This is a genomic window from Bradyrhizobium sp. A5 (assembly GCF_042076515.1).
Classification (GTDB): Bacteria; Pseudomonadota; Alphaproteobacteria; order Rhizobiales; family Xanthobacteraceae; genus Bradyrhizobium; species Bradyrhizobium cosmicum.
The window spans coordinates 2,121,087-2,144,312 of the sequence record NZ_CP148990.1 but is presented as its reverse complement, the minus strand read 5'-3'; the positions used below and the strand labels follow the sequence as shown (position 1 = coordinate 2,144,312).

23 protein-coding genes and 1 pseudogene are annotated in these 23,226 nt (G+C 62.0%); 6 read left to right on the top strand and 18 right to left on the bottom strand.

Annotated elements, in window-relative coordinates; translation table 11 throughout:
- Nucleotides 1-5: 5 nt before the first annotated feature.
- The 7 genes and pseudogenes from WHZ77_RS10135 to WHZ77_RS10105 form a co-directional block, all read right to left on the bottom strand.
- A complete protein-coding gene (locus WHZ77_RS10135) occupies nucleotides 6-569 on the bottom strand; it encodes a flavin reductase family protein (RefSeq protein ID WP_375313543.1) in 564 nt (187 codons plus the stop codon).
- Nucleotides 570-578: 9 nt separating this feature from the next.
- Entirely contained in the window at nucleotides 579-1,784 is a 1,206-nt protein-coding gene (locus WHZ77_RS10130) for an acyl-CoA dehydrogenase family protein (protein ID WP_375313542.1), read from the bottom strand.
- Nucleotides 1,785-1,871: 87 nt separating this feature from the next.
- Nucleotides 1,872-2,528 (bottom strand): maleylacetoacetate isomerase, encoded by a 657-nt coding sequence (gene maiA / locus WHZ77_RS10125; RefSeq protein ID WP_375313541.1) that lies wholly within the window; start codon nucleotides 2,526-2,528, stop codon nucleotides 1,872-1,874.
- A gap of 80 nt (nucleotides 2,529-2,608) precedes the next feature.
- On the bottom strand, nucleotides 2,609-3,874 hold the full coding sequence (locus WHZ77_RS10120; RefSeq protein ID WP_375313540.1) for a CaiB/BaiF CoA transferase family protein: 1,266 nt from the start codon (nucleotides 3,872-3,874) through the stop codon (nucleotides 2,609-2,611).
- Nucleotides 3,875-4,114: 240 nt separating this feature from the next.
- On the bottom strand, nucleotides 4,115-4,543 hold the full coding sequence (locus WHZ77_RS10115; RefSeq protein WP_375313539.1) for a GNAT family N-acetyltransferase: 429 nt from the start codon (nucleotides 4,541-4,543) through the stop codon (nucleotides 4,115-4,117).
- A gap of 64 nt (nucleotides 4,544-4,607) precedes the next feature.
- Nucleotides 4,608-4,901, bottom strand: coding sequence for a hypothetical protein (locus WHZ77_RS10110; RefSeq protein WP_375314696.1), 294 nt, complete (start codon nucleotides 4,899-4,901; stop codon nucleotides 4,608-4,610).
- A gap of 2 nt (nucleotides 4,902-4,903) precedes the next feature.
- A pseudogene (locus WHZ77_RS10105) lies at nucleotides 4,904-5,119 on the bottom strand (hypothetical protein); the annotation flags it as partial.
- Nucleotides 5,120-5,710: 591 nt separating this feature from the next.
- On the opposite strand from WHZ77_RS10105, the gene WHZ77_RS10100 reads away from it, so the two are divergent.
- Nucleotides 5,711-6,100, top strand: coding sequence for a hypothetical protein (locus tag WHZ77_RS10100; protein WP_375313538.1), 390 nt, complete (start codon nucleotides 5,711-5,713; stop codon nucleotides 6,098-6,100).
- A gap of 126 nt (nucleotides 6,101-6,226) precedes the next feature.
- On the opposite strand, the gene WHZ77_RS10095 is transcribed toward WHZ77_RS10100, so the two are convergent.
- The 4 genes from WHZ77_RS10095 to WHZ77_RS10080 all read right to left on the bottom strand — a co-directional run bounded on the left by WHZ77_RS10095 (nucleotide 6,227) and on the right by WHZ77_RS10080 (nucleotide 10,446).
- Entirely contained in the window at nucleotides 6,227-7,720 is a 1,494-nt protein-coding gene (locus WHZ77_RS10095; RefSeq protein WP_375313537.1) for an AHH domain-containing protein, read from the bottom strand.
- A gap of 602 nt (nucleotides 7,721-8,322) precedes the next feature.
- On the bottom strand, nucleotides 8,323-8,985 hold the full coding sequence (locus tag WHZ77_RS10090) for an imm11 family protein (protein WP_375313536.1): 663 nt from the start codon (nucleotides 8,983-8,985) through the stop codon (nucleotides 8,323-8,325).
- A 51-nt stretch (nucleotides 8,986-9,036) separates the two neighbouring features.
- Nucleotides 9,037-9,825 (bottom strand): DUF4261 domain-containing protein, encoded by a 789-nt coding sequence (locus tag WHZ77_RS10085; protein WP_375313535.1) that lies wholly within the window; start codon nucleotides 9,823-9,825, stop codon nucleotides 9,037-9,039.
- A 372-nt stretch (nucleotides 9,826-10,197) separates the two neighbouring features.
- A complete protein-coding gene (locus WHZ77_RS10080) occupies nucleotides 10,198-10,446 on the bottom strand; it encodes a hypothetical protein (protein WP_151649041.1) in 249 nt (82 codons plus the stop codon).
- Nucleotides 10,447-10,865: 419 nt separating this feature from the next.
- On the opposite strand from WHZ77_RS10080, the gene WHZ77_RS10075 reads away from it, so the two are divergent.
- Nucleotides 10,866-11,051, top strand: coding sequence for a hypothetical protein (locus tag WHZ77_RS10075; RefSeq protein WP_375313534.1), 186 nt, complete (start codon nucleotides 10,866-10,868; stop codon nucleotides 11,049-11,051).
- Between the two features lie 29 nt (nucleotides 11,052-11,080).
- On the opposite strand, the gene WHZ77_RS10070 is transcribed toward WHZ77_RS10075, so the two are convergent.
- The 3 genes from WHZ77_RS10070 to WHZ77_RS10060 all read right to left on the bottom strand — a co-directional run bounded on the left by WHZ77_RS10070 (nucleotide 11,081) and on the right by WHZ77_RS10060 (nucleotide 12,676).
- Entirely contained in the window at nucleotides 11,081-11,254 is a 174-nt protein-coding gene (locus tag WHZ77_RS10070; protein ID WP_375313533.1) for a DUF3606 domain-containing protein, read from the bottom strand.
- A 126-nt stretch (nucleotides 11,255-11,380) separates the two neighbouring features.
- Nucleotides 11,381-12,232, bottom strand: coding sequence for a phytanoyl-CoA dioxygenase family protein (locus WHZ77_RS10065; protein ID WP_375313532.1), 852 nt, complete (start codon nucleotides 12,230-12,232; stop codon nucleotides 11,381-11,383).
- A 252-nt stretch (nucleotides 12,233-12,484) separates the two neighbouring features.
- Nucleotides 12,485-12,676 carry a hypothetical protein gene (locus WHZ77_RS10060; RefSeq protein ID WP_375313531.1) on the bottom strand — a complete coding sequence of 64 codons (192 nt, stop codon included), beginning with the start codon at nucleotides 12,674-12,676 and terminating at the stop codon, nucleotides 12,485-12,487.
- A 145-nt stretch (nucleotides 12,677-12,821) separates the two neighbouring features.
- Between WHZ77_RS10060 and WHZ77_RS10055 the strand changes: the two genes are divergently transcribed.
- On the top strand, nucleotides 12,822-14,036 hold the full coding sequence (locus tag WHZ77_RS10055; protein ID WP_375313530.1) for a mandelate racemase/muconate lactonizing enzyme family protein: 1,215 nt from the start codon (nucleotides 12,822-12,824) through the stop codon (nucleotides 14,034-14,036).
- A 6-nt stretch (nucleotides 14,037-14,042) separates the two neighbouring features.
- Here WHZ77_RS10055 and WHZ77_RS10050 read toward each other — a convergent pair whose 3' ends face one another.
- The gene (locus WHZ77_RS10050) at nucleotides 14,043-14,327 is read right to left on the bottom strand and encodes a hypothetical protein (protein WP_375313529.1); all 285 of its coding nucleotides are present in this window, start codon (nucleotides 14,325-14,327) and stop codon (nucleotides 14,043-14,045) included.
- A 217-nt stretch (nucleotides 14,328-14,544) separates the two neighbouring features.
- A complete protein-coding gene (gene rocF / locus WHZ77_RS10045; protein WP_375313528.1) occupies nucleotides 14,545-15,522 on the bottom strand; it encodes an arginase in 978 nt (325 codons plus the stop codon).
- A 251-nt stretch (nucleotides 15,523-15,773) separates the two neighbouring features.
- On the opposite strand from rocF, the gene WHZ77_RS10040 reads away from it, so the two are divergent.
- Entirely contained in the window at nucleotides 15,774-16,034 is a 261-nt protein-coding gene (locus WHZ77_RS10040) for a hypothetical protein (protein ID WP_375313527.1), read from the top strand.
- Nucleotides 16,035-16,053: 19 nt separating this feature from the next.
- On the opposite strand, the gene WHZ77_RS10035 is transcribed toward WHZ77_RS10040, so the two are convergent.
- Nucleotides 16,054-18,798 (bottom strand): EAL domain-containing protein, encoded by a 2,745-nt coding sequence (locus WHZ77_RS10035; protein WP_375313526.1) that lies wholly within the window; start codon nucleotides 18,796-18,798, stop codon nucleotides 16,054-16,056.
- 61 nt (nucleotides 18,799-18,859) lie between these two features.
- On the bottom strand, nucleotides 18,860-20,101 hold the full coding sequence (locus WHZ77_RS10030) for a FecR domain-containing protein (RefSeq protein WP_375313525.1): 1,242 nt from the start codon (nucleotides 20,099-20,101) through the stop codon (nucleotides 18,860-18,862).
- 130 nt (nucleotides 20,102-20,231) lie between these two features.
- Here WHZ77_RS10030 and WHZ77_RS10025 point away from each other — a divergent pair, with 130 nt between their 5' ends.
- Together WHZ77_RS10025 and WHZ77_RS10020 are read left to right on the top strand one after the other, a co-directional pair.
- Complete coding sequence (locus WHZ77_RS10025; protein ID WP_375313524.1) at nucleotides 20,232-22,028, top strand: ShlB/FhaC/HecB family hemolysin secretion/activation protein; 1,797 nt, start codon at nucleotides 20,232-20,234, stop codon at nucleotides 22,026-22,028.
- 153 nt (nucleotides 22,029-22,181) lie between these two features.
- Entirely contained in the window at nucleotides 22,182-23,012 is an 831-nt protein-coding gene (locus tag WHZ77_RS10020) for an alpha/beta fold hydrolase (RefSeq protein ID WP_375313523.1), read from the top strand.
- The last annotated feature ends 214 nt before the right edge of the window (nucleotides 23,013-23,226 follow it).

Sequence of the window (23,226 nt, the reverse complement as noted above, 5' to 3'; positions counted from 1 at the left end):
GCGCGCTACGGTGACTTCCCGCGTTGGTCGTCGGACAGGAACCGGCCGTACGTTCCGCGCGCAAACAGCAGCGGCTCCCCGGAGTTGTAGGCATAGGCCTCGACCGCGCCGAGAAAGATCACGTGATCGCCGCCATAATAGCGATTGACGGACCGGCATTGAAAATTGGCGACGCTCTCGGCGAGCACCGGAGCGTTTCCGAGCCCTGGCGTCCAATTCACCCCGGCGAACTTGTCCTCGGTCGACTTGGCAAACTTGTTCGCGAGCGCCTGCTGCGAGTTGCCGAGCACATGGACGGTGAAGTGACTGGCGTTCTGAAACACAGCCAGGCTCGAGGAATAGATTCCGAGGCTCCAGAGCACCAGAGGCGGATTCAAGGAGACCGACGCAAACGAATTGCAGGTGATGCCATAGGGCTTTCCATCGGCGGCCGTGGCAGTGATAATCGTTACGCCCGTTCCGTAAGTTCCAAGCGCGTTGCGAAAATCCCGGGGATCGATCGGTGAACTGTCACTCGCGAGTTCATTGGCTGGGTCGGGAACGGCCGGCTGCTTCGGCAGATCATTCATCGGCCGGCCTCACAGCGTGAGATTCTCGGACGGCAGGCCCAGAGCCACCCGTCCGTAATTGGTTCCGGCCGCATCGAAGTTGAACGCAAGATGCGAGTTGATCGCGTGCGCATCGCGGAACTGCCGCTGCAACACGCCCGACGTGAACAGGCCGCGCGCCCCGCTCGCGGCAAACAGCATCGAGACCGCATCCGTGCACAGATTCACGGAGAAAGCTCCATCGCGCCGATATCTGGTCTTGGTCGCCATGTCAGGAATACGACCTCGCCTTGCATCTTCCATGGCGTTGATGCAGGCCGAACGCATGATCAGGCGCGCAGCGTCGATCTTGGCCGAAGCTTCGGCGATCTTGATCTGAGTACTTTGAAAGTCGCTCAGTTTGGCGCGGTTGTAGGTCGAAATGCGATGACGCGCGACCTCCGCGTAATCGTCGAGGCATGCTTGCGCGTTCCCGAGTGCAACGCCCGACAAGACGTAGGGAAACAGCGAAAACACGGGCAGAGTATACGACGGATTGGGATTGACCCTGCTGCCAGGCGTCGGACCGCCGGCAAGCTCGCCGACAGCGACTGTCATATGGTCCGGTACAAAGGCGTCCCTGACCTCGACGTCGCAGGAACCGGTGCCGCGCAGTCCCGTAACATTCCAGGTATCGAGCACCTTGTAGTCGCCTTTCGGCAGCAGGAAGATTCGATACTCGATGCCGTCCGCCTCGTCGTCGGAATAGACGACACTTGCGAGCATGTTCCATTCGCAGGACGCAACGCCCGAGGAGAACGGCCAGCTGCCATGCAGCCGGTATCCGCCCTCCATCCTGGTCGCGCGTCCGGCAGGAAAAATGAACGAAGACGCAATCAGCGCGTCCGGATCGCGGCCCCAGACCAGATCCTGCGCCCTCTGCTCGAACATGCCGAGCATCCAATGATGGCTCGCCAGATTGGCGAGATTCCAGGCCACGGAGGCGTCCGCCCGCCCGAGCAGCTCAGCGCAGTCGACAAGGGCGATATAGTCGAGCTCGGCGCCGCCAACGCGTGCCGGCTGGAGCATCCGGAACAGGCCAGCGTCGTGGAGATCCTTCTCGGTTTCCGGCGGAAGATGCCGCAGCTCCTCCGTCCGCACCGCTCGCTCTCGCAGCCGCGGTGCGAGCGCCCCAGCCTTGGCGATCATTGCCGCATAGGCCCGTCCACCGGCTTCCGACCCGGTGTGTTGCCCCATGCTCGGCTCCTGACCAGGCACCATCCGTGTCCCTCGCTTCTACACAGTTATGCGGCGGGAGCCTCGTCAAATCAAGCTGAGGCAGTGCTAGCGGGCCGCGATCGCCCTGTACCCCGGTTGCTCGAAAGGATGCGACGTCGCGAACGCCGGCATTGCAAAGCAGCGATCCGCAAGCCCTGCGACCGTGGGAAACGGTGTCAAATCCAGCTTCAGAAAGTGGGCGCCGACGATCTGGCCGGCAATACAGATGTCCGCGACACCCGCCCGTTGACCAAGAGCAAACGGCGCCGGTGGCCGCCGCTCCAGCAGCCTCTCATAGGTGGCCAGCCCTTCGATGATCCAATGCCTCGCCCAATTCTCGGTCGCATTGGCGTCCGCGCCGAACATCTTGACCAGATGATTGCGAACACGCGGTGTCACCAACGGATGTGCATCAGCGATTGTGACCAGGGCCAGGGAGCGTGCATAGGCGCGGTCGGCAGGATCCGACGGCATCATCCTCGGCCCCGGCATGAGGTCATCGAGATACTCGATGATGGCCAGCGACTGGAACAGCCGGTGTTCACCATGCACCATCGTGGGGACAACGCGCTCGGCGTTGACCGCATCGTAGTCCGGATTGAACTGCTCTCCGGACAGGATGTCGACTGGAATTTCCTCGAACGGCAGCTCCTTGAGCCTTAGTGCCACCCGCACGCGAAATGTGGCGATCGATCGCCAGAAGCCGTAGAGCCGAATGGTCATCGTCATACCTCTTGATTAAGGATCGAACGATCCGCCCGCGCGAGGCAATTTGCGGCCCTATGGCGGCCAAGCGCTCTGACTCAAACCGGCGAAGGCTTGGCCGATCCAAAGACCCCCTTTTGGGCGAACTCCGTGATCTTACGCTCGTCGTAGCCGAGCGTATCACGCAAGACATCTTCGGTATGCTCGCCTAACAAGGGGGCGGCAACGGGATCAATCGCGCCGGTCAGGCTCATACTGATCGGCGGCTCGATATTGGGGACCCACCCTGCTGTACGATGCGGAATTCGGCTCAGGCGATGGCGCTCGCGGGCCTCGGGCGCATTGAACCCCTCCTCAACCGTCCGGAGATAGCCGACCGGAATATTGGCCAGCTTCATCTTCGCCATCCAGTTCTCGAGAGTATCGCTGGCGAAGACCTCCGCGATGGCTGCCCGCAGGAGCTCCTTATTCTCGGAGCGCGCTTTGCGCGTGGCGAACTGCGGACCGTTGATCAGATCGGGCCGGTTCAGCACCTCGACCACCAGCCGGCGAAAAAGCCGGTCGTTCGCGCAGGCTATGTAAAGCGGTCCGTCGGAAGCCTCATAGACGCCGACGGAGGGAGACCCGCTCGGCGAATTGCCAAACCGGCCAGGGTTCTCGCCGTTGATCAGATAGGCCATGCCGTAGAAGCCGGTCATCCCCATGGCGATGTCGAACAGGGCGACCTCGACATGCTGACCGCGGCCGAGCCGATCCCGCGCCAATAGCGCCAGCAGAATGGCATTGCAGGCAGACATCCCCGTGGCCATGTCGACGATGGGCGGGCCGGTACGAACGGCGGGCCCGTCGGCGAACCCGTTGAGCGACATGAAGCCGCTTTCGGCCTGCGTAATCGGATCAAAGCCGGGACGCGAAGCAAACGGTCCGGAGCGCCCGTAGGCCGAGATCGAGCAATAGACCAGCCGGGGATTGAGCGGCGCGACAGCCTCATAGTCGAGACCGAATTTCTTCATGACCCCACTGGAAAAATTCTCCACGACCACGTCGGCTTTGCGGATCAGATCCAACGCGATCTCGCGGGCCTCCGGCACAGTCAGGTCGAGTGCAATGCCGCGCTTGTTGCGGTTGAGGCTGAGATAGGCCGCGCTTTCGCCGCCGATTTCGGCGTGCTCATAGGCGCGCGTGTCGTCGCCACCGTCCGGATTCTCGATCTTGATGACGCGCGCACCAAAATCGGCAAGCGTCTGAGTGCAGGCCGGTCCCGCCACGACGCGCGTGAAATCGACGACCAGCAGACCATCCAGCGCGGTAGGCGCGCCCGTCGCCCGCGACGAACGTTCCGGCAATTGAGGCTTCGTGGGCATCGGTAGCGCTCCCTTACATCGGCTTATGGCCGCCGAATTTCCTGCAGGAGCAAACTTAAAGCCCGGCGCCGCCGACTTCGCAAGTGCTTCAGCCACATCGCTTCAATACGCAAAAGGGGCCCGGCAGCCGCCAAGCTGCCGGGCCCCTCCCGGGCGTACAATAGCCGCCTGCGTCTCCCGCCGACCGCTCTACGGCGCGATAGTGGCGTTCCGCATCACGGGAAACGATGCGCCAATTGCTCAGCGAAGCCACTTCCGCCAATAGAGCGTATGTGACCAGGCCCAGGGCATTTCGGGTTCGTAGAGCCGATAACCGGCTTGGATGAAATTATTGGCGGATACCGGATTGTCCGTCGTGTCAGAGACGATGCTTTCCCATCCGCGACGCCGCCCCCGCGCCTCGATCGCCCGCATCAGCCTGCGTTGAAGTCCCCGCCCCCAGTGCCGCTGCAAGACCCCGACTCTGCAGAAATATGCGCTGTTTCGCGCATGCGTTGACGGCACAACGCCGGCGAAGGCGACCGCCTCGTCATTGTGATAGGCGAGCCACCACGCCCCGATCTCGAATTGCGGCAACGAAGCCCCATCAAAGAAAGTCAGCCGGTGCAGTTCGCCAAGGACCTCCGCACTCTCATCATCGTCCGCATCGACAATACGAATTCTATACATTTGAATAGCTCATCCGCAGGAATAGTCCTGAGCACGGGCAATCGCGCTCCTTCGCTGCCAGGTTTCACTTGCCCAGCACGACCTTGACGCCGAGCCAAACGGCTCCCATCAGGCCGGTCGCGATCACCGTAATCACGGCCTTGAAGGTATAGCTCTGAGCCTGCTCCACGCTCTTTCGCCAACGCCGCAAGTGCTGGAAATCGGCCCTCAGCTCCTTCCGGTCGTCATCTTCGATTCCAAAAGAGGCCAGCACCGAAGCGACCGCTTTCAATACGATCGCATCGATGCTCTCCTGCTGGTGCCTCTGCTGCTCAGCCAGCGTCTCGGCGACGATGGCCCGGATTTCGTTGTCTTGAATATTCACCGCTTGATGATCCTCGCGACATTCTCGAAGCCACGTTTGGCGAAGTAGAACGAGACGACGAGATTGGCGGTGATCGCCGCGAAGCCCACCAGCGCATCAGTGGTGCCGAAGCCGAGGACCTTGTCCCAAACCAGCAGCTTGGCAAAATAGATCGTGACGCAATAGCCGATCAGTTTATCCGGCTCGTACCAGTGCCCGAGCTCGGCGTTTCGGAGACCGCAGCGGCGCGAGCAACCGGCTCAGCGCCGCGGGCCGGCACGTTCGCGCGTGCACGGCCAGCAATGGTTCGGACGGCGGCGCGCCGATCGGCGCTCCATGAACGCGTTTCAACGAGGCGTGGCCGCAATGCGCGCCCGCCGTCCGATTCCCGAATGGACATGAAAAAACCCGCGGCGGCTGCGACCCGCGCGGGTGTTACGAACTTTTCGATGATACCATTATGCCGGTGTTTTGCCCGACGGGTCAACCTCTATTTCGATTTTTTCGAACTCGGTCCGGCGCCGCGTCCGACCAAAGGTCCATCACCAGCAGGCAGACCAGCAACCAGCCGAACGAACGAATGATACGAAAAAGCCCGCGGCCAATCGGCGCGGGCTGAACGAACTCTTCGACGATGCCACTATGCCAGTGTTTTGCCCGACGTGTCAAACTCCCGCATCGCGCAGGATCGTTCGTCACTGAGACATCGCAGTGTGCCGGCGGTCACGCAAGCGACGAACGAATTGCCTTAGCGTCGCGTCCGATCACGGCCTCGACCGTGCGCAACGCGTCTCTTCAGAGGGACACGCGGCAGGACTTCACCGATGCGACTCCCTCGACTCTTGCTCTCGCTCCTGATCACGATCAGCCCGGCTGTCGCCGCGGAGACCGTGGCGACGGATTTCTCCGGCGCCTGGAAGCGCGACTGCGCGAAGACCTATGGCCTGAAGATCTGGCGCAACGACGACTACCAGTTCTCGGTCGCATTCTGCGGCCCTGGCGGTTGCGGCAGCCCGGCGTTGATTGCTCACACGCCGATCGCTGGCGATCCGAAGTTCAAGGTCGTGTCGGACTCGGAGATCGGCCTGCGCCGGGTGGACGTCTCCGACGCCTGGCTGATCTACCACCGCTGCTCGCCCGATCCGGAGTCGTGGTTCGACGAGGGCAAAGCCAAAGGTCTTCGCGAAGCCAGCTCCGATCCGGCACCGAAATGAAAAAGCCCGCTGGCGGATTGCTCCGCGCGGGCTGACCAGATTTTCGATGATGCCATTCTGCCAGTGTCTTGCCCGACGTGTCAACGAACGGCCTCGACCGAGGTGCTCAACACTCCGTAACCGGTTTCAGTCCGGGCGAAGCAATGGACGTATCCAGCGCGAAAGCCATTCGTCAGTATCACTGCTGGAATCATGAGAACCGAAGATCGGCGGCGGGATGAAATAGCTTGGCTCATCTGCAAACGCGCTGATCGGTCTGCTCGCCTGTTGTGCTCCCCCATCGCCGGTCGACGTGCGCCAATTGCCAAACCGATCGTTGAATTCCGTGGAAGGCAGATACGGGACCGGCGCACTTCCAGTCGTAAACACGCTGCCCGCGTTCGATTCATTCACCCGTGTGAGACGTCGAACGTCATCCGGCGCGGCAGCTTGTGCAGCAGGAGTGACCGGCGCGACTTCCAGGCTTTGACTAGGCATAGTGCCTGTTGGCGAATCCGTCCAGTTTCCGAAGCGATCGGCAAAGGTACTGGCCCCAGCCCCGGCTTGGTCAAGAGGCGCAGGTCCGATCAACGACGAGCCGTACGCCGAGGAAGCGAGATAGTCGCTGCCAGGCACGCCTGTTGAGAAGACGCCGCCATCCGTCACGACGTCGCCCGCAGCCTCCGATTTCAGACCCTGCGCGTTGGCAGCCGCCACGGCCAACCAAGGCAAAAGATCTTGGGCCGAGGACGAACCGTTCGCGGACGACCAGTTCGCGAGCGGGTTTTCGTAGAATGGAAGCGAAACACCGGTCATCGGATCGGATTTGAGAACTAAGGGGTCTGAGGGTGTCGCTGTGGTCGGAGGCAATTGACCAAGTCGTTGCTCATTTTGGCTTAGTTCAGGAAAAGCCGGCAGGACACCTGTGTGGCGCGGATCACTCCGCGTGAGTCCTTCTGGTTCGTCCAGACCACGGAGAGAAGGTGGAATGAAGGGCGGCAGCGAGGGAACCTCGCCCGGGTTGGTCGGCGCAGACGGAGGTATATTGAAATTGTCATCGACTGCCGCGAACTCGGAATGCCAGCGCGTACCGCCCAAGTCCTTGTTACGCGCTGTTATCTTGATACCGGGATTATTTGCGATTGCCTCGTCTAGTAGTCTCTCCCTTTCTCGATTACCTCGGATAGCCGAGAACTTCTCTAAGTTTGGATTTCCGGTATCGATGGCCTCCTGCCTAAGATCCCTCAGCTCCTGAACTTTGTCGGGATGCATTACGAGATACCCGTTGTGGTTGGTGATCAGCTTTGGGTTAATTGAATCTGCGTCAGCATCTGTTCCTGGATTATTGGTGTAGAGATCGCCGTTTGCGAGCCCGATCCTCATCGCATCTTGCAGCTTCCTCAACTCGGCATTGCGAAGGGACCGATCGCTCGTCATCGCTAGCTGATCGAGCACGTTCTTTACTGCAAAGTACGAGGCCAAATGCCCACCAGAATGTGGAGAGACCCCCATTCTTGCGGCAAGTTGCGTGTCTTGCGGCAGATAAATGAGGTTCTCCGGCGCGTTGATATCTATATCTTCAAGGGCAGGATGGCCCTCAAAGCACCGGGGAATGATGTGATGTTCCCATAGTATGGCCATGGCATTTCATCCTGAAAATTCTTGAATGTCAGGCGGTCCGGTCGCGCGGCCCCTCGAAGTCCCTTGAGACGTCGGCTCAACGCCTGCTTCCTCGGGGCTATCTTGGCGTGACGGGGTAGTCGCCTGAGCGCTGCAGGCCGCCGGATGGGCAAATGGTATCCAGCTCGATGGCACTCTGATCGGAGCGCCTGACCAAACAGATCACTTGGACGCGACAACGAGATACGGAGAAGTACGTTCTTTAGTGGTGCGTGCCGGTGCACGCGCGCGTCACGTCCTGCAATTGCGGCCACACGTCTTGGCGATCCAGTCGCTGGAGCTCAAACCTGCCCCGTGCCGCATCTTCGAAGCGATTTTCTGAATATCTAGAACGCGATTATCCGACCGTTGAACGCGCATTCAGAGTTGCGTTCCATCTCACGCCGGATTCGGAAGGACAGCAATCAAGCCACCGCCAGCGTCTCAACACTGACCAAAAGTCCATGGAATGCTGGTCGCCCCAGCTCGGGACGGTCCGGCGCGCAGCGGCTCGTGTGAGAACGATCGCCTCGATGTGAGGCGCTAATTCGCAGCTATGATGCAATCAAACTGACAGGCGCGACCTAGATGGGAAGCTTCAATACGTCTCTGAAGCCGATGCCCGCAAGACCGGCTTCCTTGCAGGCATTCTTGAGAACGTCATCGCAGATGACGGTAGCCTCCATGTAAGCCATTCTGAAGACGTGTGCGCCTGCTATCACCTCGTCCTTGAAGACGAGTCTGGCTCCGCCCTTGATCACAACGCTGTAGTATTTCTTGCCGAAATCCCGGTAATTTGGATCATCACGAATGCCAACGTGCAAGCGTGACTGCGATTCGTCCACCGCATCCAGGACACGCACGACATCGCACAGCCAGTAGCCCGGCCCGTCGTACTGTCCCTTCGCCAGCCTGATGTCGCAAGCCAGAAAGGCAAATCCGGCTAGATCGACGCTCTCAAAAACCGCCTTTGTCCGATCGGAGACCAGCCAATAGTGATGATACATCTCCAGATCCCGTGGAGCACGATCTCTCGTCCCGCCAAACACAAACCGCGGCGGCTCGGGGTAATTCGGAAACCCGCGTCCGGGAAACGGGTCGAGCACTCCGGTATCCGGGGCAAGCACATGACGATTTTCCAGGACCATCGCTGGCGGCCCGCCACGATAGTTGAAGTCCATGACGTAGAATTTGCGCTTGATCTTCCTGGGTCGCTTCTCAATCGGCTTTGACCTGTCGTCGCTCATTCCCTCGGTCCCTACTGCGTCCATCCAATGAACGGCTTCATCAACATTCGATCAAGATGCCGAATCCGCCGTGCAGAACAGTACGGGCAAGCCCGCAAATCGCTCGGACGTTCTATAGCGCGCCGTGATGCGCTCCTGCTCGTCTCCGCCAAAGGTGTCGCCGTCTTTGATGACCGCCCCATGCTCGACCAGATAGACGGCCAGGCCTGCAACCTTGTCGATCATTGCCCGAAGCGTAAGTTTGCCGGTCTCGAATTCAATCTCGCGCTTGGCAAATGCCGACAGACCCATCGTCACTGCTCCGATGCCGGCCTCCGAACGGAACGGCAGAATGTCAACCCACAGGGTGAAGGGATAGCCGGGAAAAGGTGCAAACGCCTGGCTCGACATCTGCATCCAGAGCTTGGCGGGGCGCGCGACTTTGGTATCCCATACGACCGCACTACATTCCGGCATCGTGGCAATCAACGCTGCGATGACGGCGGTCGTCAGACGAGCGGCCGGCAACGGCTCCAAGTGCTGTCCAAGAACCGTCACGATCAGATGACCGCGATGCCGCGCAGCCACCGCCTCGCCTTCCGGCCACGTGGTGGCCGCGCGAGACCATAGGCCGGGATCCTGCGGAATGGGCGCTGGCATCGACATCACGGCAACCAACTCGCCACCACAGCGGATGAGCGGCGAACTCGCAGAAGGCTGGCGAACGTCCGCCGTTTCATGGCCTCCTTCTACCTCCGCCACCAGCTCAGGATGCCTCGCGCGAAGGGCTTTGACGACCTGCAGCATGTTCGGAGTCGTCGGATTGTCCAACAGGACAAGGGCAAGGAGGGAATTACTCATCGGCGGCCCCTTTCGTTCCAATCATTTTCGCGCACTGGTTGAAAGGCCATAATTGAACAAAACAAGAACACGGTCAATAGAGAGAGCGCAACCCAGCAAAACTGGCCAGACCATGTCTCAATCGCTGGCGAACGCACCGGCAGATTGACACCAGTGCCGAATTCCCGATGCCACAAAAGAAACCCGCAGCGGATAACTCCGTGCGGGTCGACTTACTCGATCTTGCCATTATGCCGGTGTTTTGCCCGACGATTCAAACTTCTATTCGAGCGACAATGCGGTGCGCGGCCGGCGTCGCCGGGAGACAACAACAAGCAAGCATTCGGGACGATCTTCAAAAGAGATCGCCTCGGCTGCACGCCTGGATCGACCTCACTCCTCCGCCAGCTTGCCCTCGATATACGCATCCACCGTCTCGGCGAACGAGCGCTGCACGCCGACCGCAAAACCGTGCTGGTCGAGCGCGTCACGCTGGAGCACGCGCAGGCCGCGCCCGCGGGCGCTGACCGGCGCGGTGTTCAAATATTGATCGATCGCGCCCTTGGCGAGCGGGATGGCCTTGGGATCGCCCCTGGCGATCAGGAGCCGCAGCAGGCTCTGGCATTCGGCCAAACCCGGCATGGCAGCGGCCTTCAGCGCTGCTGCGATTTCGGCTTCGGGCGCCTGACCGGCTGGGTGTGGGTGCCGAACAGCGCCAGCAGAAACGCGACTTCTTCCTTCGAACCGATCTGGATCATGATGATCTCCTTTTCGCTTGGTTGGTCGAGGCCGGCGGACGAGGCGTTCAGGACAATCGGGTTTCAGGAACGTTTCAGGCGTGTTTCGTCGCCGCTTCGGGCAGGACGTGGACAGCATTTTCCCGCAAAGCTCGAGCGCGAACTTCGCTGATACGCGCCCGATGCTCGTCAGGCCGGCGTCTTGCCCGACATCTCGAACTTTATCCAAATGCGACGAACCGGATTCGGCGAACTGAAATCTCTCCGCGCCACGCTGGCACAGGTCCCCTGCGAAGGTCGCATGGGCGAGATGGAGAGACGTCGATGTACTACGTCGCCGCCGCATTGCTGGTGCTGTCGGGACTGTTCTATTCCGCGAGCCATCACGAGCTCGGCCAGTTCGGCGCGAACATGTGCAGCTACGGCGGCACGTTCTGCGACAATCCGGTGGTCGTCTTCACCGGCGCGGCGCTGGCCGCGGCCTGGGGCATGTTCGTCAGCATCAAATAGTGTCGGACGTCCCGGCGCCGCAGACGCCGTCAGACGCCCAGCTCCTTGCGGACGGTCGCGGCCGAGTTGCCGACCTTGTCGACGGCCCTCTGCAACTCCTCCTTCGACACCCCGAGCGCATGGGTCCAGTACTTGACCTCGAAGGCCTCGTGCATGTTGATCTTGCTCCGGTCGGGCTGCTCGCGCTTCGTCAGATTGTCCATCGGCCAATTCCCTCGCTTCCTCAGACGGGAAACGTCGTCACCGGCAGGCCGTTCCTCGGCGAGCTCCGACAATTGCTTGAGCATGATCTTTTCGGAAAGCCGCTTCACAGCTTTCCGGATCATGCTCTAAGGGACGAACACCTCGCTGGTGTCCATGCGGACGTTGCGGATGGCGCGAGAGGCCTCCATGGTGGCACGATTGCTTGGCAGCATGAAGCTCAGCAGCAGCGAACGCCGCCGCGCGCCGGAGCGGTTGCAGGTCGCGCCATGCGGCAGATCGGCGTCGAACACCAGGATGTCTCCGGCCTCCCCCGCCGTGATCAGGGACAAGGTCTCGTCCGGCTCGGTTTGATCAGGATGTTCCTGATTGAGATATCCTTGGTCGAGATGGCGCGGAACGACACGCGTCGCGCCATTGTCGGGCCCGTAGGCGTCGAGGAAAACCAGGGCTGAGACGGATTTCATACCGGCGCCATCGCGATGCAAGCGCTGGTGGCCGCCGTCCTTCAGCGGCTCGCGACCCTCGACCTGCGACAGAAGAAATGGCTCGCCCAGCATCTGCGCCGCCGCCGCGAGCAGCGGTGGCAGGCGGCAAGTTCGCTGCACCAAAGGATCGAGATCGACGAGGGCGTGACGCCAGCCCGGACCGCGGGGCGCGGCCCATTGGTCGCCGGTCCCCACGCCCGCATCGAAGGCGGCGCGCAGCGCATCGCGCCACGCCGCAGGCACGGCGCCTCGAAGCAGAAGATAGCCGTCACGGTCGAGAGCAGCAACCTGCTCCGGCTTCAGCGCCTCGACCTTCGTGGGCGGCAGGCCATTCATGGGGCAATGGCTCATGGCGCTCAATACAATCATACCGTGCGCTTCGCAACCGCATCGCGCATCGCCGAACGGGCGTGCGTGCAGCCGCGACCGCCATTCCGGCCTGACGCTGGACACACGCAACAAAAAGCCCGCGACGGACGGCGGCGCGGGCATCGACGATTTCTGTGATGATATAACTCTACAGGTGTTTTGCCCGACGTGTCAACGAACGCCGGACCATCAGCGCTCGCAAGCGGCGTGACACCGATCGACCGACTAGGCCGGCGACAATGCCGCCGAGATCAGCGAGGCGATGACAAAGGCCGCGAACACGGCCGGTACGCTGATGAACCGCAAGAACTGGTCTATCGAAAGCACCTGTCCCCCAAGACACGCTGCAACAACAAAACGCCTTCGCCCGCCGCGCTACTCCCCTTGCGCGACGTGTTGATCGGCCGTCAGAAACCGATCGGAAATGGCGGCCCCGCTCATTGTGAGCACCGCCAGAAACGAAATCATGGCCAGAAATTTCATGGCCGGAAGATCGATCCCGATTGTGGCCAAAAATGTCAGAAAATGGCGCGATTTCGGGACGATCCCGGGAATGATCGTGACCATCCACATCGGATTCCACGGAGTCGTCTTGCTGCCGCACCTGGGCGGGCTTCACGGTGATCGGTCGTTAGCCTAACAATTGTGGCTGAGATCGGGCTTGTGATCCTGGCCTCAAAAAACAACGCCCGGCCGGGCGACAGGGAGCGATATGACAGAATCCTCAAAAGCAACAAGTCTTGAAATCCTTGCCTGCGACGCTGGGTGGAGAAACTACCACTTCGTGAAGCTGACGACGGAGGACGGCATCGTCGGCTGGAGCGAGTTCGACGAAGGCTTTGGCTCGCCCGGCGTCGGCGCCGCGATCCAGCGCCTGTCGGCTCGCGTGATCGGGCAGAACGTATTCCAGCACGAGCGAATTTACGCCGAGCTGTTCTCGGCAACGCGTCCCGCCGCAGGCGGCGTTGTGGCGCAAGCGCTCGGCGCGATCGAGAACGCGCTGCTTGATGCCAAGGCGAAGTCTCTTGGCGTGCCCTGCTACGAGCTGCTTGGTGGCAAGATCCGCGACCGCGTCCGGGTCTACTGGTCGCACTGCGCGACCTGGCGGATCAATCACCCCTCATGGTACCAGCCGCCGATCGAGAACCTCGATGGCGTCAAGGCGATGGGACGCGAGGTGCGCGAGAAAAAATTCACCGCGCTCAAGACCAACATCTTCTCTTATGACGACGGCAAGCCGACCGGCTGGCGGCCGGGTTTCGGCTCGCCCTTCGCGCCCGAGATCAATGTGGACCGGAAGATCCTGCGCGACCTGCGCATGCATCTCGAGGCCATCCGTGACGGCGCAGGCCCCGATGTCGACATCCTGCTCGATTGCAACTTCAACGCCAAGACCGAGGGCTATCTGAAGATCCTGCGCACCATCGCAGACTTCGACATGTTCTGGCTCGAGATCGACAGCTTCAGTCCGGAGGCGCTCGGGTACATCCGCAGGCAGAGCCCGCATCCGATTTCGTCCTGCGAAACACTGTTGGGCCTGCGCGAATTCCTGCCCTATTTCGACGAGCAGGCGATGGATGTCGCGATCATCGACACGCCCTGGAATGGCGTCTGGCAGTCGATGAAGATCGCAGCCGCGGCAGAGGCGTTCGAGGTCAATGTCGCGCCGCATAATTTCTACGGCCATCTGTGCTCGATGATGAACGCGCATTTCTGCGCCGCCGTGCCGAACCTGCGGATCATGGAGATCGACATCGACCGCCTCGCCTGGGACCGCGAGCTCTTCACGCACGAGCCGGAGATACAGAACGGGCACCTGGTCATCCCCGACCGTCCCGGCTGGGGTACCGAGCCGAACGAGGAGGCGCTCCTGGCACATCCGCCAAAGACGAGCGGCGGGCTTCTCAACTACGGTCGCAAGAGCTGAGGCGTATTACGGCGTCACGGGATTGACGGTCGGGGACGTTTTAGGGCCCGGCCGCTCCGGCTCGACCGGCGATTTCGACTCGGTCGGAAGCACATTGGCGCCAACAGCGTGCGCGGCCTCGCCCGTGGTTGCATACATCGCAACATGAGCGGGCTGCGTCTTGGCACGGCTCCACGGTCCGTGATCGACGATCAACATCGCAGCAATCGTGAAGCCGGCCACAATCAGCGCAATTACACCGGGATGGCGAAGCGCCGAGGATATGGAGTTTGGGAAGCGGTCAGTTGCCATCGAAGGAACCCGTATGTTTTCCTCTCGCGGGTCAATTCGAATGCGTCCCGCGAGTTCCGCCTCTCACTCAAGCAAATTGCGAGCCAGTGGGTGGAACTCGGCAGCCTTTGCTCGCTCACTTTTTGCAAACCAGCCGCGCGTCGCCGACAAATCCTGGGGACGTTCGCTCCTGCCAATCGCGAGCGATCTGTACCGCGCAGCTTGTTGGATGGCGTCGTCACTCGCCCGGAGCGATGGCGTTGCTCGGCGTCGGACGATCGGTAATCTGCTGCCCGAACAAGCTGCCGATCAGCTCGACTGCAGTCCGCGCGGTACGACCGCGCTCGTCGAGGAACGGATTGAGCTCGACGATGTCGACCGACCCCACCGCGCAGGAATCGTGCAGCAATTCCATGATCAGATGCGCTTCGCGATAGGTCGCCCCGCCCGGCACGGTGGTACCTACGCCAGGGGCCACGCAAGGGTCGAGAAAATCGACGTCGAAGCTGACATGCAGCACGCCGTTACACGCCTTGACTCGTTCGATGACGCGCCGGATCAGAACCGCGACGCCGAACTCGTCGATTTGGCGCATATCGATAACCCTGATCTGGCGCGCGCGCATCAACTCCTTTTCGAGCTTGTCGATCGAACGCGCGCCGAACAGATCGAGCCTGTCCGGATTGATCGAGGCACGCGGATCATCGCCGAGCAATCCGTCGAGGCCGGGCTCGCCGCACAGGAACGCCGCGGACATGCCGTGCATGTTGGCCGTGATCGTCGTTTCGGGCGTGTTGTAATCGGCATGCGCATCGAGCCAGAGCACGAACAGCTCTCGCCCGCGCTCCCGCCAGTGCCGAGCCATCGCATTCACCGATCCCATCGACAACGAGTGATCGCCGCCAAGGAAGATCGGCAGCGCGCCGGTCTTGGCGATCTCATAGCCTCTGCGGCTCAGCACGCGCGTCCAACGCTGGATTTCGCGATAGTGATTGGCTTTCCCCGGCGGCCGGTCGGAAAGGTCGCGGACCTCGGAGACCGAAAGATCGCCGTAGTCGACGACTTCGAACTCGAGGCTCTCCAGAAGTGTCGCAAGACCGGCGGTGCGTAGCGCCGCGGGACCCATCAAGGTGCCGCGCTGCGAAGCCCCCATGTCGATAGGCGCGCCGAGCAAGGCGATGCGGCGGGCTCGATCCGTCACGATCTGATCGGTCACGGCATTCTCCTGAGATCAGCAAGGCTGTGCCAGCCTAGCAGAGATTCGCATCCGTCGTTTCACGGGGATGCTTCCTGCTGGAACAAATTCCCGCACGCCGCATTCTCTCTGCAAGGCCGGCACCCGCCGTTCAAAACGGCGCCTGTCGCGGATAGCCAAAGGTCTTCGGGCCCGCTGTTCAAAACGAGCGCACGCGCGGATAGCCAAAGGTGCCGGCCTTGTTCATATCACCAGAAGCGGAGTTCACGAAATTGAGCACGGAAATTCCGCAGCCTACTCCGCAGCCCGGCATGGCCGAACGAGCCATCGACGCCGCGTCCGACGTATCCCACACGATCGGCGAGGTTGCTGGAGGCGTTCGCGCGGCTGTCGACCGCCTGACCTACGTGATCGATGAGGCGCGAAAACCCGGCCGACCGCTCTCGACAGTCGCGGCGATCACTCGCGAGGCGCCGCTGGCCAGTCTGTTCGTCGCGTTCCTGTTGGGTGTGGCGGTCGCGCGCAGGCGCTGAGCGTTCAGAATCAAGCGGTTCAGGCCGCGGTGACCGCGTCGAGTTCGGACGCCAGAAACTGCTTCTCGAACGCCCCGGCCGGCATCGGACGACCGAAGAAATAACCCTGCCCTTCCTCGCATCCCATGCTGACCAGGAAGTCCGCCGTGGCACGATTCTCGATGCCTTCGGCCACGACCGTGAGTCCGAGTTGTTTGCTGAGACCGATGGTCGAGCCGACAATCGCGGCGTCGTCGGAATCGGCGAGCAGATCGAGCACGAACGACCGGTCGATCTTGAGCCCGTCCAGCGGAAACTTCTTCAGGTAGCTCAGGCTGGCATAGCCGGTGCCGAAATCATCGAACAGGACGCGGACGCCTAGCTGCTGGAGCCGCTTGAACATGTCCAGCACACGACTTTCGTCGTGCAGCAGGATGTCTTCGGTGACCTCGAGTTCGAGCAGTGACGGCGTGAGCCCCGTCACTTCGAGCAGTGCCGCTACCGTATGCGCGAGATCGCCGGAATGAAGCTGCGACGGCGACAGATTGATCGCGACGCGCACGCCGTTGCCGGACATTTCCCACGCACGCGCTTGACGGCAGGCGGTCTCCATCACCCAGTTCGCGATCCGCTCGGACAGGGCCGAGGTATTGACCACTGGCATGAACTCTCCGGGCGACACGTAGCCGCGCACCGGATGCCGCCAACGGATGAGCGCTTCCGCCCCGACCAGGCCGCCGTCTACCAGACGGACCTGGGGTTGGTAGAACAGTTCGAACTCGCCGCGATCCGCAGCGAGCGCCAGTTCGCTCTCCAGCGTCAGCCGGTTCTCCAGCGCCTGCCTGATCGCACTCTCGAAGATCACATGGCCGCCGCGCCGTGTCGTCTTGGCGCGGCTCAGCGCGAGATGGCCGTTGCTCAGAAGATCGTCGGCGCTGTGTCCCCCGTCGGGATAAACGGCGACGCCGATGCTGATCCTGACGCGGTGCTGCCGTGTGCCCGTTGCGAGCGGCGCTTCGAACGCCTGCGCGATCCGTTCCGCGAACTCCGCAATCGGCTGGCCAGTCTCGGCGCAATCAAAGGCGATGGCGAATTCATCGCCGCTGAGCCGGGCGACGATCGCCTGACCATCGACTTCGGTCCGAAGACGTTCGGCGACGGCCCGTAGCACGAGGTCGCCGGCCGAATGTCCAAGCATGTCGTTGATCTGCTGGAAGCCGTCGAGCCCGAGCACGAGCAGCGCGACGTCGGAGGGTCGTCGTTCCGCCGCGGCGATCAGATTGGCAAGACCCGCATGCAGCATGTTGCGGTTGGCAAGACCCGTCAATGCATCATGTTCGGCGAGATACCTGACGCGTTCGGCCTCGCGCTTGCGAACCGAGATATCGCGCAGGATCGCTCCGTACTGGAAGCCCTCAGTTCCTTGCCAGCCCGAGAAGCTTGCCTCGACCGGAAACGTCTCGCCGTTCTTGCGACGCCCTTCGAACTCGACGACCACGGCGCCACCGGGAATCAACAGCGCCTCGCGCGCCGCATCGCGCATGGCAAACGGCTTTGCGCCACCGGCTGCGGGCACTGCACAGAGAGTCTCGAACGGACGCCCGATCATTTCTGTCGGCATATAGCCGAAGATCGCGCTGGCGCCGGGATTCCACACCGTGATACGGTGTTCCTCGTCGGTGCAGACCAGACCATCGCCGAGTGACATCGCAATGCGATGAAAGCGGCTCTCGGCAATCCGCCCCAACAGGCTGCGGAAGTCGATCTCGTCGAGCGCGATCGCCGTCAGATAGGCGATGACCGCGATGTGAAACAGCGACGTGTCGATGATCAGCGGCCACCTTGCCTGCACAAAGGTCGCGGTCAGTTCGACACTCGCGCCCGCAGCAACCAGGATCGCGACACGGATGCCCGGTGCAAAACGGCGCCACGAATACATCATCAGAAGACAGATCAGGCCCAGGCCGGCGATCATGCCGATGTCAGAGGTCCAACGCAGCATTCGATTCTGGAGGATCGATTCCGCCGCCAGTGCCTGGAGGACGGGACCCGAGATGATCTTGCCGTTTGGAACGCTGAACCGGTCGCCCAGCTCGAGCGCCGTGGCACCAATGATGATCTTCTTGTCCCTCAACTTGTCCAGGGCCGCGGTATCGCCGCGCAGCACGTCAAAATAGGAGATACTCGGGATGGTGGCCGCCCGAATGCCAAAATCGATCAGGAAGGGCGGCCGCCGATTCGCGTCCTGCCCGGCCAGCACGACGGCCATCGACGGCATCAAGGCGTCGCCGAGCTTCTCGCCGACCGGATAGCGGCGGACAAGCCCGTCGGATTCGACCGTGACATTGACGACGGCCGGCCACGACTGGTTGCTGAACGGCTTGAGGGGGCGGTTGATGTGAGCCGCGCCACCATTCGGCGTCGGCTGCTTGAAGGACGGCAGGATCGTCGAGCCCCCGACCTCCCGAAGCGCATTGACGAACGCCTCGTCGGAGGCGGGATCCGAAGGCGTACTGAAATCGACGTCAAAGGCTACGTCCTTCACCCCCGCCGCCTCGAGTCGGTGCAACAGCTCGGCATGCAGCCGGCGTGGCCAAGGCCACACCCCGATCTGGTCGATTGACGGCGCATCGATGGCCACCACGACGACATTGCCGCCGGCGGCACGTGATTGCCAGGTGAACCGCAGATCGGTGAGCGCATTGCGAAGCGAAGCGTGCCATCCCGTGGACAGCACGACCGCCAGTGCGATCACGACAAGGATATGCGGCCGATAACGTTTCACGTTGCTCCCCTGCATCGACGGTACGTGCCGCCGCGTGCTCCCCTACGCGGACGGCGCGGTCCTAGCGATGACCCCTGCCCCAATACCAACCGTAGTGGTGGCCATTGTTGCCATTTCCGTTGCTGCCGCTATTCCCGTTTCCGCTATTGCCGTTGTTGCCACTAGTGCCGGTGCCGCTGCTTCCGTTGCCGGTCGCGCCAGTCCCGCTGCTTCCGCTTCCAGAGCTTCCGCTCGACACATCGCTGGTCGAACCGGCGGTCGTCGCAACAGTCGTCGTTGCAGTTGACGAGGTCGATGTGGCGGCGGCCGCAGGTGCACTGCTGCTCACCGTGACGGCGGTTACGTTGGAGCTGTTGGCCGCAGCGGTCGTCATGCTTGCTTTCGTATCGCTCCAGACCGTCTGGGCCCCGGTGGCGGCATTGGCGTTGCGCACACGCCCCGGTGCAACGGCGCCGTGGGCGAGCCCATTCGTGACCTTGTGAACGTTCAACTTGACCTCGCCGAGCGAGCTCGAGATGCGCACGACGCCACCCTTGGGCGCCTGCCCTCCCGCCGCCTGATGCGATTGCGTCGACGCACCGGCCGCCTTGGTCCCCTTGTCGATCGGACCGAGCGCGTGGATCGCATCGCCCTTGGCCGCATTGCGTGGCGCGGACAGGCCCGATTTCGGCACCGGGACACGCTCGATCGTCGAGGCGCGCGGCTTGCCGTGCTCGATCGGATTGAAAGTCCCCGCACCGCTCAGGCTGAGGCCGGGCTTCCCGTGCTCGAAGGCGGTTGCCGATTGTCCCGGCATGACCTGGGCGATCTGCCCGGTCTTGAAGTCGGAGACTTCGACCTGACCACGGAGCACACCAACCTTGGTAGTGCCCGCCCCAACGGTGACGCTGAATTGCGTTCCTTTGACCACGGCGGCGAGATAAGGCGTCTCGACCTCGAAATGCTTGACGTTTCGCTTCTCGACCTCGAGCAGGATCGAGCCCGCCTGTTGAATGATGGTGGTTGAGAGCCCCTCTTTCTTCTCGGCCGGCAAGCCGACCACCGAGTTGGGAGAGATCAATATCGTTTCCTCGCCGCGGACGAGCAGCACGCGTCCGTTGCGCCCGGTGCGAATGGTATTGCCTGACTTGAGCGTCTCATCCTGGTTCAGCGACACAGGCTGCGCGCCGTCGGTTGCAACCCAGACCTCGCCAGAGGCCTTGCTCACCGACCAGACGCCATCGTCCGCGGCAGAAGCGGCGGAAGCCGCTCCCAGCACCAGCGCAGCCATGAAGGCGCGCAACAGTCCAATCTTGCCGAACATGGCGATCCTCAGTCCGCTTAACAGCCGGACATGAGGCGTATCCGAAATCACTCAAGATCCGATTAGCCGGAAGTGGCAATTCGAACGGCCGCATTAACGTTTCATTGACCATAAAAAACTAAGAAAAATCATGCGACTAACGATTGCTTACCAGCCTTTTGGGACCTCTCCGTCGAACTACGGAGGGCGGCTCGCGCAGGGCGTAGCTGGAAGGTACCTCGTTGCCGCACTGATGCTGCTCGCCCCTACGTTTGCGGGAGTTCCGCAGGCCCTCGCGCAACAGGCGAACCAGCCAGGCTTCGATCCACGCCAGCCCGAGAAATACTTTGAGAACCAATCCGAGCAGGAGACGCTGAGCCGTCCGCCGGTCAGACTGCCGGCGATCAGCCAGCCCAACACTGGCGGCGACACCAAGCCGCAATTCGTGCTGCGCGGCATCGATATCAGCGGCGCCCATGCCGTCTCGCGCGACCGCATCGCCGCGGCTTATCAGTCTTATCTCGGCAAGAAGGTCTCGCAGGCGGATCTCGTTGCGATCGCCGGCGCGATCAGCGATCTCTACCGCGCCGACGGCTTTCATCTGAGCCGGGCGATCGTTCCGCCGCAGGACATTGCCGACGGCCGCGTCCGGATCAAGGTGATCGAAGGCGCGATCGTGCAAGCCGAGCTGAAAGGCGACGGCGCCGAGCAGTTCGGCGTACGACCGATGCTCGGGCCCGTCCTGGCCGAGCAGCCGTCGCGCCTGGCAACGCTCGAACGCCAACTCTTCCTCGTCAGCGGCAGGCCAGGCGTCCGGATCACTGACACCGCGCTGGAAGAGATTGGCGGCGCGACCGGCCGCTTCCGCCTCATCGTCTACTTGAAGACCTGGCACGTCTTCTCGTCGTTCGGTCTGGACAATCTGGGCTCGTCCTCGGTCGGTCCCTGGCAGACCTATGCAACCGGCGCATTCAACTCCTACCTCACAACGGGCGACACGCTGGCGGTCAACCTGTCGACCATCGCCAACGATCCTCGCGAGCTCGGCTTTGCGCGGTTGTCCTACGACGCGCCCGTCGGCGTCGATGGCGTGCGCCTCGGTGCCTCCGTCCTTTACAGCGCGGTGCGACCGGGCGATGCCCGCCGCCTCGTCAGCGACGTCACCACGACCGAAGCTTTCGAGGTGCGCGCCAGCACTGTGCCCTTCATGTCGCAATCCTCGGGGCTGACGCTCACCGTCGCCGGAACCTTCAGCAACGTGTCCGAGCATGACATCTACGGTCCCTGGTACAACGACCACATCAGGACCGCGAGCCTGACCGCCGACTACCGGCTCCAGGATCGCTTCGGCGGCACCAATTTCGCGACGCTGACCTATCGCCAGGGACTCGACATCTTCGGCGCCTCGGATTTCGACGACGATCTGCTGTCGCGCGATGGCGCCTCGTCGAATTTCTCGGTGCTGAACGTCTGGTTCACGCGCTACCAGACACTCAACGACGCCTGGTCGCTCAAACTCTCGGCCGCGAGCCAGGCCGCATCGCGGCCATTGTTCACCTCACAGCAATTCTATCTCGGCGGCGCGGCTTTTGGCCGGGGCTATGGTGCGGCCGAGATCAGCGGCGACAATGGCCTTGCCGGTTCGCTCGAGCTGCGCTTCGATCAGAAGCTCAATTTCCGCTACTGGACCGGCTATCAGCTCTACGCCTTCGGCGACGCTGGCGCTGTCTGGAACGACGGGTACCGTCTGAGCGACGGCCTGTCGCTGACCTCCGCTGGAGCCGGCGTGCGGTTCTTCCTGCCGGACGAACTCCAGCTCGATCTCGGCGTGGCCGTCCCCTTGAGTTATCGGGCGCCGGACAACGAGCGCCGCAGCCCTCGCTTCCTCTTCACGTTGTCGAGCGCGTTCCGGCTCTGCCCCGAGCGCGGCAAGGGCGGCTGCCTCTAGCCGCGCGGCCCTGGCCGCTTCAGCACCCGATACTCCGCATTTGCGGCCTTGCGCACAGACTTGCCTAAATTTAATCCCCTAACCTGCTCACGATCGCTCGATTGGGGAGCTTCCAATGACCATGTTCAGCCTAAAGTGATTTGAGACGGGACCATGAAAAGGGTGTTTGCAATCCTGGCTTTTCTCTGCGTCCTCGGCGTCGGCCAGTATTTTGTCGTCAGCCGGTTCGCGATCCGCCATGAGATTTTGCCTCTGTTCGATGCCTCGCGGCAGCGCCCGATCTCGGTCGAAATCGCGGTGCGGCGCGACTACGAGACCAAGGCCAATCTCGGCCTGTGGAAGCTGCCGCTCGCCATCATCAGCAACGGCAACACCGTCAAGGCCACCGAGTATTCCTTTCTCGCCAACGTGCTCGCTGCGCGCGGCTATCTGGTTGCCAGCATCCAGCAGGACCTGCCGAGCGATCCGCCATTGATGACCCATGTCGGCCAGCAATATGTCGGCCGGCGCGAAGTCTATATCCGCTGCGAGGCCAACATCCTTTTCACCCTGGCCGAACTGAAGAGGCGACAGGAGAACGCCGACTACGACCACGTCACCCTCGTCGGTCATTCCAATGGCGGCGACGTCTCCATGTATGTCGCCCATCAGCATCCGGAGCTGGTGTCGAAGGTGATCACGCTCGACAACCTGCGGGTCCCCTTCGTGGTCAGCGACAACATGAAGATCCTGTCGTTTCGCTCCAAGGATCCGCATTTCCAGACCGATCCCGGCGTGCTGCCGACGCCGGAAGAGGCCAAGGCGCGCGGTATCGATATCGTCCACACCGGTGCGCAGCACACCGAGATGAGCGATCGCGGTCCCGATGCGGTCAAGGAGAAGATCCAGGCGACGCTCGACCGCTTCCTGCGTGACAGCGCCAGCAGCGCACTCGCGCCGGCAGATACGAAAAGCCCCATGATCATGAACCCCGGCGACTATTAGCCCGGAACGCTTTGCGGCAGATCAAGGAGGCTCCGGACCTGCCACGATAAACAGGGTTCTACAATCTCCCGGAGAGAAACGTGTCGCAGTATATTGAACGCCTTGATATGAAAAGTCTTGGCCTGCCTGCGGCAAGGACGCCGGGATTCGCGCGGCATCTCTATCGTTCGACCCGCAGGCTGCTGCGATCGATTATCGCCCGCATCGATCTGTC